This window comes from Cognatundibacterium rivi, assembly GCF_018139565.1.
Taxonomy (GTDB): domain Bacteria; phylum Pseudomonadota; class Gammaproteobacteria; order Burkholderiales; family Burkholderiaceae_D; genus Undibacterium; species Undibacterium rivi.
On record NZ_JAGSPK010000001.1, the window covers coordinates 1 to 14,926 of the forward strand.

13 protein-coding genes are annotated in these 14,926 nt (G+C 48.6%); 6 read left to right on the forward strand and 7 right to left on the reverse strand.

What is annotated here, in order from left to right; genetic code table 11:
* The 6 genes from KDM87_RS00005 to KDM87_RS00030 all read right to left on the reverse strand — a co-directional run.
* A partial coding sequence (locus KDM87_RS00005) for a hypothetical protein (protein ID WP_212677214.1) occupies positions 1-237 on the reverse strand: 237 nt, incomplete at its 3' end.
* A gap of 144 nt (positions 238-381) precedes the next feature.
* Positions 382-2,952, reverse strand: coding sequence for a DUF1631 family protein (locus KDM87_RS00010; RefSeq protein WP_212677215.1), 2,571 nt, complete (start codon positions 2,950-2,952; stop codon positions 382-384).
* Positions 2,953-3,061: 109 nt separating this feature from the next.
* Positions 3,062-5,638: a DNA topoisomerase III gene (locus KDM87_RS00015; RefSeq protein ID WP_212677216.1), complete on the reverse strand. Its 2,577-nt coding sequence runs from the start codon at positions 5,636-5,638 to the stop codon at positions 3,062-3,064.
* Positions 5,639-5,803: 165 nt separating this feature from the next.
* Positions 5,804-6,268 (reverse strand): Smg family protein, encoded by a 465-nt coding sequence (locus KDM87_RS00020; RefSeq protein ID WP_212677217.1) that lies wholly within the window; start codon positions 6,266-6,268, stop codon positions 5,804-5,806.
* A 200-nt stretch (positions 6,269-6,468) separates the two neighbouring features.
* Positions 6,469-7,572, reverse strand: coding sequence for a DNA-processing protein DprA (gene dprA, locus KDM87_RS00025; RefSeq protein ID WP_212677888.1), 1,104 nt, complete (start codon positions 7,570-7,572; stop codon positions 6,469-6,471).
* A 12-nt stretch (positions 7,573-7,584) separates the two neighbouring features.
* The gene (locus KDM87_RS00030; protein ID WP_212677218.1) at positions 7,585-8,700 is read right to left on the reverse strand and encodes a LysM peptidoglycan-binding domain-containing protein; all 1,116 of its coding nucleotides are present in this window, start codon (positions 8,698-8,700) and stop codon (positions 7,585-7,587) included.
* Positions 8,701-8,860: 160 nt separating this feature from the next.
* Between KDM87_RS00030 and def the strand changes: the two genes are divergently transcribed.
* From def to KDM87_RS00050, 4 genes are all read left to right on the forward strand, one after another.
* Complete coding sequence (def, locus tag KDM87_RS00035; RefSeq protein ID WP_212677219.1) at positions 8,861-9,388, forward strand: peptide deformylase; 528 nt, start codon at positions 8,861-8,863, stop codon at positions 9,386-9,388.
* Positions 9,385-10,350, forward strand: a complete 966-nt coding sequence (fmt, locus tag KDM87_RS00040; protein ID WP_212677220.1) for a methionyl-tRNA formyltransferase — start codon at positions 9,385-9,387, stop codon at positions 10,348-10,350. Before def ends, fmt begins: the two co-directional genes overlap by 4 nt.
* Before the next feature lie 209 nt (positions 10,351-10,559).
* The gene (locus tag KDM87_RS00045; RefSeq protein WP_212677221.1) at positions 10,560-11,117 is read left to right on the forward strand and encodes a hypothetical protein; all 558 of its coding nucleotides are present in this window, start codon (positions 10,560-10,562) and stop codon (positions 11,115-11,117) included.
* A 62-nt stretch (positions 11,118-11,179) separates the two neighbouring features.
* Positions 11,180-11,689 (forward strand): FlgO family outer membrane protein, encoded by a 510-nt coding sequence (locus tag KDM87_RS00050; RefSeq protein ID WP_212677222.1) that lies wholly within the window; start codon positions 11,180-11,182, stop codon positions 11,687-11,689.
* Positions 11,690-11,810: 121 nt separating this feature from the next.
* Here KDM87_RS00050 and nhaR read toward each other — a convergent pair whose 3' ends face one another.
* Complete coding sequence (nhaR, locus tag KDM87_RS00055; RefSeq protein ID WP_212677223.1) at positions 11,811-12,728, reverse strand: transcriptional activator NhaR; 918 nt, start codon at positions 12,726-12,728, stop codon at positions 11,811-11,813.
* Positions 12,729-12,888: 160 nt separating this feature from the next.
* Between nhaR and KDM87_RS00060 the strand changes: the two genes are divergently transcribed.
* Complete coding sequence (locus KDM87_RS00060; protein WP_212677224.1) at positions 12,889-13,575, forward strand: Bax inhibitor-1/YccA family protein; 687 nt, start codon at positions 12,889-12,891, stop codon at positions 13,573-13,575.
* Positions 13,576-13,578: 3 nt separating this feature from the next.
* Complete coding sequence (locus KDM87_RS00065; RefSeq protein ID WP_212677225.1) at positions 13,579-14,535, forward strand: TerC family protein; 957 nt, start codon at positions 13,579-13,581, stop codon at positions 14,533-14,535.
* The last annotated feature ends 391 nt before the right edge of the window (positions 14,536-14,926 follow it).

Sequence of the window (14,926 nt, forward strand, 5' to 3'; positions counted from 1 at the left end):
AATTGTTAAAGAACCGCGAATCCTAAAATTCTTTTCCGCTTCACTCTTCCGAGTTTCGCTTCGCATCGTTGTGTGCGTCAGCAGCAGAGAAACGAGATTATGAAGCACTTCGCATTCACTGTCAACTCCCTTCACCCTTTCGCTTCGCTTTTTCTTCTCAGCTTCCGCATTTTGTTGTGCGGACACCAATCGGATCACTTGGCATGACTTCGGCCTGTTGACTGTGTCTTGCTGCATTCTTAACTGCAGCGCTTCACTTTCTACCTCCGCTTCTCAGCGGGAGCCGAACTATAGCAAAACCACTCCGTATTCGCAAGAAATACGGATAATTATTTTAATGAATAAGGGTTTAATGTTTAAGACACGGAAACCGAAGGCTGTTCAGCCAGCTTGCTTCTCAAGTATTTCAGCCGATTTAAGTACAGCCTGAACGGCTCGGTCTATCAGAGGGGCATTTTCAACAAACGTCAGTGCTCCATTGCCAGAATAATGGGAGAAACTTTCGTCGCTGATAATAACGGGCTCAGCTTGTTGATTCAGACTCAATATCAGGTTGCTCATATTTGGGTTGACCCAGGCAATGCAGCCTCGCTTAATGAGGTTATCAATTGCGAGTTCTATTGGCGCCCCACTGTATAAGCGTTGCTGTATTTCCGAAGATTTACTTTCTTCCTGCGTCATTAGTACCGGCAAAGCATCTTCATTTGTCAGGGGAGCTTGTGTTTTGCTGGCTTCGACGAAGACAACGTTCAACTGCAATTCTGCGAGCACCTCATGCAGATGCTTTTCAACCTCGTGATACTTATTTTTCTCGATGGAATCAGACAAAACTACCGCTGGCTGCTCCAAAAAATTTAAAAATATCTCTCGAATCTGCGCTAACGTCTTAGCTGTTGAAAATTCCTGCGCGGGCAGCAATACCCCACGATGCCTTTCATGCAACCAGTTCAATAAGGCATTCTGTTTAAACTGAGTCCAATCCAACATTGCAATACCGCGCCTGAGATCAGTCAACATCCCAGGCAGCAGCGCGGAAAGCTGACTTTGTTCGTCTTGAGAATTTTTTGGCTGAATGCTCCATATCAGGTCCGGCACAAGTGCGCGCAAATGGGAAGCCAGTGATGGCTCAGTTCGCTCGGCGATGTTAATTGCCCGCACCCACTCCGTCGCCAGGAAATTAGCGAAATGCTGGGGCACATCCAGCTTCGCCAAGCCGCCCATCAGCAGCGAGGAAGTTTGTTCCGCGCGCAGATAACGGATTTGCGCTTCTTCTATTGACTTCACCGTACGCCTGATGAACTTATCCTGCGTTCTTAATTCTGTAGAAATAAACGTATCAAATCGGTTATATATCCGCTCAAATAGTTCTGGCACACGACAATCATGTCGGGATAAGGTTTTAAATACCCTGGAAATTTCTTCTTCAATTTTGCGCTGAGTCGCAGGTAAATGCTGCGTTCCAAGCAATACCGATGCGATCCGGTTCAGCAGCAACCGGGCAGCTTGATGCTGGTTACTCAAAAACGTATGGTCACTCAAAGCCAACTGCAACAATAGAAACTGAAGGCGTCCCAACTGCTCTCGTAATTCTTTCGAAAGCAAATCATCGAATAGTATCGACTCGAACAACATCGCCAGCACATCAATAATCATGAGCTCCTCTGTCGAGCGAGCTAATGCTGAAAATGCCTCACGTTGTTCACGAATCAGATTACGCACATCGCCGCGGTCATTCAGAATACTCAGATCCGGTTTCATCGACAGGTGCAAATAACCTAGCGTACGAATCAAATCCTTTTCAATCAATAACTCATCTAACTCAGAAGGCGCAGCGTTAATTTGTACGGGAACAGGTAAATGACTAAAGCGCTCGACCAAACCCCGAATCGCAGATTGCGCCATCTCTGCGCTTGGTAAAGGTGCCTCCGGTTGCGCTTGCTGGCTTGCAAGATCAAAATCCCTTCCGCGTTGTGAAGGACGTGATTGCCCAAAAGTTTTTCGCAACAGCTCAGGCAAATCGGATGTATTGGCAAGCCATGCGGGTGACGAAGAGTTGTCTTGCGGCGCAACACTCGGGCTATACCCGGAAAATGCGGTTTTTTCTCTACCGCGCAAAACCTGAAACAACTGGTCTATGTTAATGGACGGATTACCGATCGAAGATGGCGGCAGCGATCTGGCATCCTCCACCGCAGGAAAATCGAACTGATTAAATGCCGGAAAAGCGTTATTGATCTGTTGGCTAGCAACAATATTCTGCGGCGTCCCGACGCTGCTACTTCTGGGATACAACGTTTCTGCTGATTTATTTATTTTTAAGGAAAGATGCGCATGCACACCGTGCTTCTCTAATTCGGCGTTGGTTTGCTGATAAATACCCGGAATATCCACCGTCAGGGTTTCGCCCAGCTGCATCGCCAGTATCGAAAACATTTCCTGAGTGAGGCGCAAACTTTCTACGGCGAGAAAAATGCAACGGGTTATCAGGTAAGGCCGGAAAGGATTTTCCCGCTCGCGTATATCGTCCTGACCAAACAAAACAGCGATACGGATATTCAGATCAATCAACTCTTGCTCTGCGACATTCCGGAACAGCTGTGTGACTTCATTAAAGCGCAACGAACTCTCAAATGCCGATGAATCAAGCAGACTCAGATTATCGGCAGAGATGGAAAGCGCGGATAAATTGGGGCGAAAGTTCTGATAGGTCGTTTCCATGCTCCTATCAAGCAACTGTTGCATATTTTTCGTCAGTTGCAGTTCAATTTCGTGGCGATGCTCCTGCAACAACAGTTGAGCACGGACGACGTCAGCCTGTTCTATCGGGCTATTTTCTGAATTTACCTTAGAAAACAAAGCCTCCACTGTACGTGGAACCAGAGTTGTGGCGGCATTTTGAAAGGCATTAAAAAATTCTCTGCGTGCGCTCGACAGTATTTCAACCAATGCCATATATACCTTATTGCAAGAAAATCATTTCATACAATATACCGAAGGAATGGCATCTGCCGCAACTTAAAGCGGAACAGATAAACACAGTAATAGCTGACTTCGCGCAATATCAGGCGGTTTTTTTCTTCCTGACCGCTGCTTTTTTAACGGGTTTTACCGCCTCATCAGCAGGTGCCGCCACTTTTGCTTTGCTAGCGGCAGGTGCCTTGGCTTTGCGTTCCTCAAATTCGAAACTCACTTTACCGTCTTTCGCCTTGACCAGGAATGCTTTAAACGGACGACGTGTACGCTGAGAAATAAAGCCTGGCAATAAATCAGTTTTGCCATCCACCAATAATTTAGTCATCTGTTCAGGCAAAATCTCTTGCTGCAAGATGATGCGGCCACTACGGAAATCACATGCTTTAGGCTTGGCAACAGTCTTTTCACAGACATAAGCGAGGCCCATTTCAAAAACGCCGCTGCCACATTTCGGGCAAGGGCCTAATGCAGTCTGACCAGTGAAATCAACGCCCTCACCATCCTCGCCGTCGTCCTGATTCTGACCAAAATCAAATTCAAGTTTTAAATTATTGTGTTCGGTGTCTGGAACAATCTTCAAAATAGCGGCAAACGGTCTGCCCATTTTTGAGCGGAACCCTTGCAGAGGGCCAATTTCGCGCTTGCTTAATAATTCTTCGACCTCTGCCACTTCAAACTGACGGCTACCAGGCGTTTTGCTCATAGAGAATTCACACTTAGTACAGGCAAAACGACGGTAATTCTCTTTGACTACACCGCCGCAATGCGGACAAGGTGTGTGTAGCGTCGCATAATCGCCAGGAATCGTGTCGTTGTCGTACTCTTTAGCGCGTTTGACGATGATTTGCGTCATCTGGGCAATTTCGCGCATGAATTCTTCACGACTGATTTTGCCCTTCTCCATTTGCGATAACTTGTATTCCCATTCGCCAGTTAATTCCGGTGACGTCAGTTCGTCCACGCCTAAACCACGCAACAAGGTCATTAATTGGAATGCTTTGGCCGTCGGCATCAGCTCCCGACCTTCGCGCAGCAAGTATTTCTCGGTGAGTAAGCCCTCAATAATCGCCGCCCGTGTTGCAGGCGTACCAAGCCCCTTACCCGCCATCGCTTCGCGCAATTCTCCGTCATCCACCAATTTGCCGGCACCTTCCATCGCCGACAATAACGTCGCCTCGCTGTAGCGAGCCGGTGGTTTTGTCACCAGGCCATGCGCTTCAATTTTATCGGCCAGCACTTTTTCACCTTTAGCAACCGGAACCAGCGTGCCTTTGCCTTCGGTATCTTTCTCTTCCAGTGCTTCTTTACCGTAAATGGCCAGCCAACCAGCATTGGTCATGACTTTGCCTTCGGTTTTGAAGTGGTGCCCTGTCACTTCCGTGATACGCGTTGTCACCTGAAATTCAGCTGCAGGGAAAAATACGGCCATGAAACGACGCGTCACGAGGTCGTAGAGTTTTTGCTCGGGCTCAGACAAATTTTTTGGTGCCTGACCAGTAGGAATGATCGCAAAGTGATCGCTGATTTTCGTATTATCGAAAATACGCTTGTTCGGCTTGACCCAGTTATTTTTCAGAATCTGGCTGGCAAACTGATGATAATTATTACTTTCCGAAACCGTTTCCAATGTCTGCTTGACCGTGTCGAGATAATCTTCCGGCAAATGGCGGGAATCCGTACGTGGATAAGTCAGCACTTTGTGTTTTTCGTACAAAGCCTGGGCAAGGCCTAAGGTATTTTTGGCAGAAAAGCCAAATTTGGCATTCGCCTCACGTTGCAGACTGGTCAAATCAAACAATGCAGGTGCCATCTGAGTCGCAGGCTTAGACTCTTCGGTGACATTGCCCTGACGTCCGCGGCATGCCGCGACGATGGACTCGGCGGCAAGCTTACTCCACAGTCGTTCCGCTTTCTTCTCAGGATCATGTTCATCTTTTTTGAACTGCTGATCCATCCAGCGTCCTTCGTAAATGCCTGCAGCACAAACGAATTCGGCGCGAACCTCCCAAAAATCACGGGAAACAAATTTCTTTATTTTTTCTTCACGCTCGACGACGATAGACAACGTCGGTGTCTGTACCCGTCCGACGGTCGTCAGATAAAATCCGCCTTCTTTGGAGTTGAACGCCGTCATGGCGCGGGTACCGTTGATACCTATCAGCCAATCTGATTCTGAACGGCAACGTGCAGCGTCTGCCAAAGGCATCATTTCTGCATCACTGCGAAGCTTTTTGAAGCCGTCACGGATCGCTGCCGGCGTCATCGATTGCAACCACAAACGTTGTACCGGTTGCTTGGCTTTGGCGTTTTGCGCAATCAGACGGAAAATAAGCTCACCTTCACGGCCCGCGTCACATGCATTAATCAATGCAGAAACATCTTTACGCTTGATCAGTTTATTCAGCACCTTCAGGCGTGTTTCGGTTTTGGCGATAGGATTCAGTGCAAAATGCGGCGGTATCATCGGCAAATGCGCAAAGCTCCATTTACCGCGTTTGACGTCATATTCCTCAGGAACGGTGATTTCCAGCAAATGACCTACTGCGGAAGATAATACATACTCATCCGACTCGAAATAGTCATCATGCTTAGTGAAACCTCCAAGCGCTTTCGCGATGTCAGCGGCGACAGAAGGTTTTTCGGCAATGATGAGCGTTTTTGTCATTTCGGAATTCTCGAATGTTTTTTGCACAAAAAATGATTAACAAGCAACATTTTTTGCTAAATAAGCGTAAGACTAACCTAAGTTAGTGCGGAATGATAAACGTGCAAACGCAAAACCCGCAACCAAGCTGCGATTTTTGCCAGAAATCTTCTGTTTATGAAACGATTAATGCAAAAGACGGGGCCTATTGTCGTCATCTGACAACAACAGTTCGTCAAACATCAGCATATCTGGCTCAGCGCCCTGGCTCCACAGCATCATCAGGACAATGATGCGCAGTTTATTAAGAGGCAGCGGTGACTCGTTCACAGCCAACGCACGTTCGATAACGATTTCACGTTGCAAAGAGGACAATAACCCTGCTGACTCAAGAAACTGAACAAAACCAACCGCCTCTGTACCGAGGGCGGCAAGCTCAACTCCAGCATAGACCCGGAAACCACTTGAACTTAATGGTGATGGCAACGACTGATCCGTTGTATTTGCCAAACCGGTGAGCCAATCCAGCGCCTCAGAAATTTCGTCTTCAGGGAAACCAACAGCGGAAAGTTTTTTGACCAGAGCGGCGGTATCCGGACAGGCGTCAGGACGATAATAAGTTTCGTAGAGGTAAACAAGAATATCAAACATGTCGGTACTCTATCTGCTGAAACAGTTTCAAACAAGTCCCGTCCTGAGATATCCCCGCGGTTTTTTGAGATTTTTAACTATTTCGGGGCAGTATCTGCATTTTTTGCCAGAAAGTCTCTGTCAATACTGGGCTTTTAAATATACTCCCCCCGAGTATATTTAAAGCCAACACCAGGTTGAGCACATGATTTTTGCATCGCCTAATGAAGACGGCGAAACATTCCACCCGGCAAAGACTCAATCTGCCCGCACAACTCAAGTTCGAGTAACTGCCCGGTTAAACTTGCGACATCCAGAGCAGCACGTAATGCCAACACATCGAGCGGAACCGGATCATAGCCCATCAGCGCCAGCAAGCCTGCGGATGCATCAGCCGTCGCTGCTAGTGGAGGCGAACTCGCTGCAATAGCTGCTTGCGGTAAGCTGAGTTGCAACTCCTCTAATATATCCTGCGCAGACTCGACCAGTTTCGCGCCTTGCCTGATCAGCTGATGGCAACCTTTTGCTAACGGCGAATGGATGGAGCCGGGAATCGCGAACACTTCCCGCCCCTGATCAGCCGCCATCCTTGCCGTAATTAACGAGCCAGACTGAGCAGCGGCCTCTACCACTAACACTCCTTTCGTCAACCCAGAAATAATCCGGTTGCGACGCGGGAAGTTAGATGCAATCGCCGGCGTTCCAAGTGAGTATTCACTGACAATGCAACCCTCTGCAGCAATCTGATGTGCCAGAAGGCGATTTCTGGCGGGATAAACAATATCCGCACCTGTGCCGATCACAGCGATTGTCGAACCGATACCGCGAAGTGCGCCTTGATGTGCCGCGGTATCAATACCTGCGGCCAGACCGGAGCTAATCGTCAATCCGGCATGACTTAAAACTTCAGAAAATTGTTCCGCATTTCGTATCCCCTGAGCCGTCGCGTTCCGGCTACCCACCACGCCTATCCCTGCTTGTCGCAGTATTTCCGGCCGCCCTTTCACATACAACATCAGCGGTGGGTCAGGAATTTCCAGCAATGCCGGTGGATACAGCGTATCGGCAAGCGTGACAACATAGTTGCCTGGCTGCATAGCCCAGTTCTGAGTAATCTCAACCAACCTGAGAAAATCTTCTTGCGGCGGGAGTAATAAAGCGCGGGCGATTTTTGGCGAGACGACAGGACACAATGCCTCGTAGCTTGCTGTAAAGATATGCTCAGGTAAACCAAAGCCAGCAAGCAACTTACAGGCAGTGCCAGAACCAACGCCCGGCGTTTGTTCCAGCCTTAACCAAGAGAAGAAGTCCGGCAACAATTCCAGACCTCCATTTGATTATTGAGGTGATCTGGCGACGTCGCCAACTTTGACAAAATCAGTGACCTGCATCACCAAGCCATAAGAGATATTGTCAAACAAACGGAAAATAAACACATGACCATATTGCTCATCCGGTAATTTTATCTTGCGGTTACCATCAGTGCGATCCGTGATCACTTCACCGTAGCGTTGCAGAGACAACACCGTACCAAGATCAAGGCCGTGCTCTTTGCCGCGGTTAATCGTAATGATCTGATTTTGTCCGGCAACCGACACACCGCCGTAAACACTGACGACACGCGCACGGATCTCATCTTCCGGCGGATGAGGCACATAGCTGAGAATCGGAGTCGGCGTTACTGGTAACAACCTGTCACCGACAGACATTTCCAGTTTTGAATTAACAACGTTGAAAGTATAAACGTCGTTATTATCATCTGGCTCGCGCGCCAGCTTTACTGTGCCGACAAAAGCAGCTTCGTAGCCAATGATGTTGCCATTATCAGGGTCTTTCAATGGAACGCCAGGACGAAATACTTGAAATGAGGTACCACCATCAAGATCACCGCGAACATAGGTTTTTTCGCCCTGCCCCATATTCACTTTACTTTCCGGTGCCGCGACGATGCGCGGAGTACGCTCCAGTGTATTGACCTCAACGATCATCGGATGTACGAGGAAAGGCTCAATCGCTGATGCAGGAATAGCCGGAATTGCATTCGCCCCTAATCCCTCAACACGGGATCTAGGTGACAATTTGACAGTAGGAACACCACCGACAACACCGTTACCGGAAACATTCCCGAGGCGCAGGCGCTGATTCGCACGGTCAAAATAAACAATCTGCCCTGGATAAATCCAGTGCGGATTACGAATTTCTTCTTTGTTCATGCCCCACACTTGTGGCCAGCACCAGGGATTTTGCAGAAATTTAGAAGAAATTCCCCACAAGGTATCACCGCTGACAACGACATGCTTATCCGGAGCATCTGGCAGAAAAGCACATTTGCTGCTGCGAGCCACAGCCTGAGCCTGCGCAATCGTCGCTTCTCCCGGAGCTGCAAACGCAGAGCTGGAAGCGAATGGCAGACTGCCAACGAGGATGGCAGCGATTGTGCTAAACTTTTTCATAAACAATATCCGATACGAGATGCTGTCATACAGCAAACAGGCAAGCAAGCATGCAATCTGCTTATAATAATTGCCAAATTGGATCAAATTCTGCCCATAAATCCTTGAACTAGCAAGAAAAACAGCGCAAAAGCTAAACCAGCTTGTTGCGAAATGTAATATGCCCATACTAAATATACTGCGTTATCCCGACCCGCGCCTCCACAAAGTGGCAAAACCGGTAACTTCCTTTGATGCACGTCTTAAGCAACTGATTGCGGACATGGCTGAAACAATGTACGACGCGCCAGGCGTCGGTTTGGCGGCGTCACAGGTTGATGTACATGAACAACTGGTTGTCATCGACATCTCCGAAACCAACGATCAGTTACAAGTATTCATTAATCCCGAAATTATCTGGGCCAGTGAAGAAAAAAAAGTCTACGACGAAGGTTGCCTGTCGGTACCGGGTATTTATGACGGTGTCGAACGACCTGCCGAAGTCAAAGTCAAAGCACTGGACGCCAATGGCAAAGAATTCGAAATTCATGCCAAAGATTTACTTGCGGTCTGCATACAACACGAAATGGATCACTTAAAAGGTAAAGTCTTCGTTGAATATCTGTCGCCGCTGAAGCGAAACCGCATCAAAACGAAACTGGTTAAGGAAGAACGTGAAATGCAACGCCATTCCGGGAATCGCAAATGAAAGTCATATTTGCCGGGACGCCAGAATTCGCCGCCACCGCCTTAGCAGCCATACATAAGGCAGGCTTTGACATTCCTCTGGTGCTCACGCAACCAGACCGGCCTGCCGGCAGAGGCATGCATTTGCATGCATCCGCAGTGAAGCAATACGCACAGGAACACAACATTCCCGTTGCACAGCCCATCTCATTGAGATTAAACGGCAAATATCCGGATGTTGCGGCAGAAGCGCACGACTTGCTGCACAACACGGAACACGATGTCATGGTGGTCGCTGCTTACGGCCTGATATTGCCAATGTCTGTGCTGGAAATTCCACGTTTAGGCTGCCTGAATATTCACGGCTCGCTCTTGCCTCGCTGGCGTGGAGCAGCGCCTATTCACCGAGCCATTGAGGCTGGCGATACCGAAACAGGCATCACGATCATGCAGATGGAAGAAGGTTTAGATACCGGCGCGATGCTGTTAAAACAGAGCATCAGCATTAACAGCACCGAGACCACAGGCAGCCTTCACGACAAATTGGCAGCGATGGGCGGCGAGATGATCGTGCAAGCTTTACACCAGTTAGAGCAAGGCCCCCTGACCGCGACAGTGCAGCCGGAACAAGGTACGACGTACGCCGCCAAAATCAGCAAAGAAGAAGCTGCTCTCGACTTTCACCAGCCTGCAGAGGTACTGGCAAGAAAAATCCGCGCCTTCAATCCGTTTCCCGGTACACATGCTCAGTACGGCAACAGCACGATCAAAATCTGGGCTGCACAAACGGTCACAACGAATAAAACCGGCGCAGCTCCGGGGCAAATTCTGACGGCATCCGCTCAGGAAGGCATTCTGGTTGCCAGTGGGGAAGGCGTACTGAAACTGACCGAACTACAAAAGCCAGGAGGAAAACGTTTACCTGCTGCAGAATTCCTGCAAGGCTTTCCCCTGACTCCGGATATGCAATTCAATCGAACCTGAACCGATTGAATGTGAAGCAAAAAAACGACAAATCGGGGGACTTTTATACACAATTCCCACATTAAGCAGGAATTATTCCGATTCACTGTTGGTTACAAGTAAATTCTTTGTTGCTCTGCGAGACTTGTTGTATTCTCTTACGCTAACTAATGGTGTGCGCTGGATTTTGCCGCCCAAATCCCTGACCCGAACGCTAGAAAAGGAAGTGCATGAAACAAATCGTTCCCGTTGCTGTTACCGTCATGCTGATGGCCGGTTGCTCAACCCCATTGAATAACACTAACGCGTCATACAATAACAACACTAAGACCGCTGCTACTGAACTTCAAGTCGTCTCAAATTGGTTATTGATCGCCAAGGATGTTGCTGACCAGATCAAATCAGGCACCGATAAAATTGGTGCTCCAGTATTTGTCACTCCGCCGCAAAATTCTAGTAAATTCAGTCAGGCGTTTTACACTCAGGTAGTAACGTCGCTGGTCAATCAAGGTGTGACCGTCAGAAAATTCAATGATGGTACAGCGCAAATCGTCGATATCGATACTCAATTAGTGCGCTTCTCAACTGATCGTCAAGTCAACCGCCGTTTTGTTTTCGGCCCGTCAACGACTAGCACAACATCGGTTTATGAAGTAATTGTGACGACGTCACTGATAAAAAACGCACAATACGTAGCACGAAGGACTGATGCGTATCCCGTCAATGAATATGACGCGTCTTTATACAATAAAGAAACTGAATTTAATTTTAAAGTGATCGGGGGCTAATCATGGTAAAGAAAATTGCACTTGCAGTAAGTTGTGGTCTGTTATTCAGCGCTTGCTCAAATATGAATCTCACCGGAGCCAGCACATCGACATCGACAGCCGCCTTGTCCTGGAAAGAAGCTGAAACGAACGAATTTATCCCGACTAATCAGAAAGCAGCAACAGCCCTGATCGCTGCGGCCGGTAATTCTCTGGATAAATCGCGCCCGCTGATCGTTGCCACGCTGGCGAATATCAATGTGCTGGAAGAGTCCTCTCCATTCGGACGTATTGTTGCTGAGCAAGTTTCCGGTCAGTTTTCCCGCGCTGGATATCAAATGCTGGAAATGAAATTCCGTGACAAAGTACTGATCAAGCAAAATGTCGGTGAACTGCTGCTGACGCGCGAAATTAAGGAAGTTGCACAAAATCATCAGGCACAAGCCGTCATCGTCGGCACGTATGCGGAAAGTGAAAAACTGGTTTTCGTTAACCTGAAACTGATACGCCCGGTCGACAATATTGTCCTCAGTACGTATGACTACGCTGTCCCTATGGATCGTACTGTCAAATCGCTGCTGGGTCGTCGCTGATCAAACATCAGTGTAAAGTATTAGTAACACAGCCTTAAAAAAGCACCTGATTTCTCAGGTGCTTTTTTTCTCGTTGCTATAGCAAACCCCATATGAGTTCAAGGCACCGTTTGCTTCCGGATTATTTTCCTGGTGAAAATGCTTGCACCCAGTTCTGCTGCGCAGCCTGACTGATGGCCAGCACTGCTGGATGAGTCAATTTACGCTGCACAGATATCGCGTAAAACTGCTCCTGAATGGCCTGCGTCTGACCAATCAGCTCAACGTCATACTGACGTATCACACGGTCAACGATGACAGTCGGCGCAGCAAACACACCGGCACCGGCCTGACCGAATGCGCTCATCAGCGCGCTGTCGTCAAACTCACCGGTAATCTTTGGATGCAATTGTTGCTGATCCAGCCATTGCAACAAACGTCCGCGCAGCGCAGCATCTTCGCCCGGCAATAACAGTGGCGCACCATCCAGCAGTTCAGGAAATGCGCCAGTCAAGCGAGCTCGCAATTCGCGCGTTGCAAAAAAACTGATGCCGGATTCGGCCAGCAAATGACTATAGCCACGAACATTCGCTGTCACCGGCATGGGGCTATCGGATAACACGACGTCCAGTTTATGCATCGCCAGCTCCGCTAACAGCAATTCGAGTTTACCCTCGCGACAATTAATTCTTAAGGTCTGCGGCAGAGTCATCGCGGGCTCCAGTAATTGATACGCGACTGTCTTCGGCACTGCATCCGACACCCCGACACGCAGTTGCACCGTGCGCGCCGTCGGCCGGTGATGCAGCACTTCTTCCAGCTCCCGCCCCAGTGCGAATATATCCTCTGCATAACTGAGCACCAAGCGGCCAGCCTCTGTCAGTTCCAGATTTCGCCCCTGCTTACGGAACAAAGTCTCGCCCTGCATTTCTTCAAACAGCGCGAGCTGTCCGCTGATAGTTTGCGGTGTCAGATGCAATTGTTCACTGGCACGCGCAATACTGCCTGACTTGGCGACCATCCAGAAATAATGCAGGTGTTTGTAATTCAGTGCGGGCATAAAAGAAAGATCGACTATAAAACATCGGTTTTTACGAAGTATTCATCAATTATATTCGACTTTTCTTTCAATTCTCTTGCCACTAGACTGTTTCCACCTTCTGTTGAGAAGGGGAGGTCCTGTGTCTTTTCATCAGACTTCAACATTTCAGGAGAAAAGCATGAAAATCTTGAGTCGCTCTACTGCACATGATGTGCAAACCGTTGACTATATCGACACCACAGCCAGTGACAGTCAGAAAGTCTTACGCAACACATATATGTTGTTGTCGATGACTTTATTGTTTTCTGCATTGACCGCTGGTGCGACCATCGCTTTCGCGATTCCGGGTCCGGGTATCTTTCTGACCCTGATCGGCTATTTTGGATTGCTGTTTGCCACCAACAAACTGCGTAACAGCGCCTGGGGTATTGCCAGTGTGTTTGCACTGACTGGTTTCATGGGTTACACCCTCGATCCTATCCTCTCTCATTATCTGAAAATGCCAGGCGGCACTTCCATCGTGATGACAGCAATGGGGATGACTGGTCTGATTTTCATGGGTTTATCTGCATACGTACTGGTCAGCAAACGTAATTTCAGCTTCATGGGCGGTTTCCTGATGGTCGGCATGATCGTCGCACTGGTAGCAAGTCTGGGCGCGATTTTCTTCCAGATTCCAGCCCTGTCGATGACGATTTCTGCAGTCATGGTATTGCTGATGTCCGGCATGATTTTGTTTGAAACCAGCAATATCATCCACGGTGGCGAGACCAACTACATCATGGCGACCGTGAATCTGTACGTCACGATCTTTAATCTGTTCACCAGCCTGCTGCAATTGCTGGGATTTATCGAAAAAGAGTAAATCATGTTGCATACCGTCGCTCAACCCTGGATGTGGGTCGCGTTTATCGCATTTGTCTTAGCGATGTTAGCCATAGACGTCGTGGCGCTGGGTGGTTCGCGCGCCCACAAAGTCAGCGTCAGGGAAGCGGCGGCCTGGTCCGTTGTCTGGGTCAGCCTGGCGCTGGCATTTGATTTTGGTCTGTGGATGTATCTGACGGAAACCGTCGGGCGTGAGATCGCTACCGCCAAAGCCATGGAATTCCTGACCGGTTATGTCATCGAGAAATCTCTGTCGGTCGATAACATCTTTATCTTCCTGCTGATTTTCGGCCATTTTGCAGTACCGCCGCAATATCAGCGCAAAGTTTTGCTGTACGGCGTTCTGGGTGCGATCGTCATGCGCGTCATAATGATTCTCGCCGGTAGCTGGGTTGTCACGCAGTTTGCATGGGTGTTGTATCTGTTTGGCGTATTCCTGCTGATCACCGGTTTCCGCATGTTGGTGTCGACAGAAGCAGAGCCGGATCTGGATGCCAATCCGGTATTGAAACTGGCCAAGAAATTACTGCCATTTACCAAAGAGTTTCACAAAGAAAAATTCAGTATCAAGGTCGATGGTAAGCGCGTCTTTACGCCGTTGCTGCTGGTCCTGATCCTGATTGAAGTATCCGACGTGATCTTTGCGGTCGATTCGATTCCGGCGATTTTTGCCGTGACAACCGATCCGTTCATCGTGTTCACCTCTAACATTTTCGCGATTATGGGTTTGCGGGCATTGTATTTCCTGCTGGCCGATATGGCAGACCGTTTCCACTTACTGAAATTCGGTCTTGCGTTTGTGCTGATGTTTGTCGGTATCAAGATGCTGATCGTGAAATGGATGCATGTACCGACCGATGTTTCACTGATGGTGATTGGACTGATTCTTGGCGGTTCTATTATTGCCAGCCTGATCGCCACCCGCCATAAAAAGCATTAATCGCACACGTTTCAACACTGTAAATTTAATCGTTACACGTATTCCCTTTGTATTCCCTTTGGGCATATCTCTCATTTGAGGATATGCCCTTTTTTGTTAACACTTACGCAAAAAAGTGTCGTCCTCAGACGGTCAGCATATATCGATCTAACCACAATGTATAAGCAAAACCCGGTAAAAAGCGGCAACCACGGCGCCAAGTCCTTGATCTGACGTATAATTTCACTTCCCAGCGCCGATTTGAGATTCAGATTGCGGGCGCGTAATAAGTGCTGCTAAAAGGACGTCGCCCGATCCGCCTGCATGCATGAGCCGATCGGGTTTTGTTTTTCTGGACTGATGCAACATCGCCCCGGCGGCGTAATGGCTTCTGGTCGTACTAATGTACTGC

What these genes read in the sequence shown, in the direction of transcription:
- KDM87_RS00010 (WP_212677215.1), bottom strand. Translation starts at nt 2,952, where the DNA reads ATGGCATTGGTTGAAATACTGTCGAGCGCACGCAGAGAATTTTTTAAT.
- KDM87_RS00015 (WP_212677216.1), bottom strand. Translation starts at nt 5,638, where the DNA reads ATGACAAAAACGCTCATCATTGCCGAAAAACCTTCTGTCGCCGCTGAC.
- KDM87_RS00020 (WP_212677217.1), bottom strand. Translation starts at nt 6,268, where the DNA reads ATGTTTGATATTCTTGTTTACCTCTACGAAACTTATTATCGTCCTGAC.
- KDM87_RS00030 (WP_212677218.1), bottom strand. Translation starts at nt 8,700, where the DNA reads ATGAAAAAGTTTAGCACAATCGCTGCCATCCTCGTTGGCAGTCTGCCA.
- def (WP_212677219.1), top strand. Translation starts at nt 8,861, where the DNA reads ATGCCCATACTAAATATACTGCGTTATCCCGACCCGCGCCTCCACAAA.
- fmt (WP_212677220.1), top strand. Translation starts at nt 9,385, where the DNA reads ATGAAAGTCATATTTGCCGGGACGCCAGAATTCGCCGCCACCGCCTTA.
- KDM87_RS00045 (WP_212677221.1), top strand. Translation starts at nt 10,560, where the DNA reads ATGAAACAAATCGTTCCCGTTGCTGTTACCGTCATGCTGATGGCCGGT.
- KDM87_RS00050 (WP_212677222.1), top strand. Translation starts at nt 11,180, where the DNA reads ATGAATCTCACCGGAGCCAGCACATCGACATCGACAGCCGCCTTGTCC.
- nhaR (WP_212677223.1), bottom strand. Translation starts at nt 12,728, where the DNA reads ATGCCCGCACTGAATTACAAACACCTGCATTATTTCTGGATGGTCGCC.
- KDM87_RS00060 (WP_212677224.1), top strand. Translation starts at nt 12,889, where the DNA reads ATGAAAATCTTGAGTCGCTCTACTGCACATGATGTGCAAACCGTTGAC.
- KDM87_RS00065 (WP_212677225.1), top strand. Translation starts at nt 13,579, where the DNA reads ATGTTGCATACCGTCGCTCAACCCTGGATGTGGGTCGCGTTTATCGCA.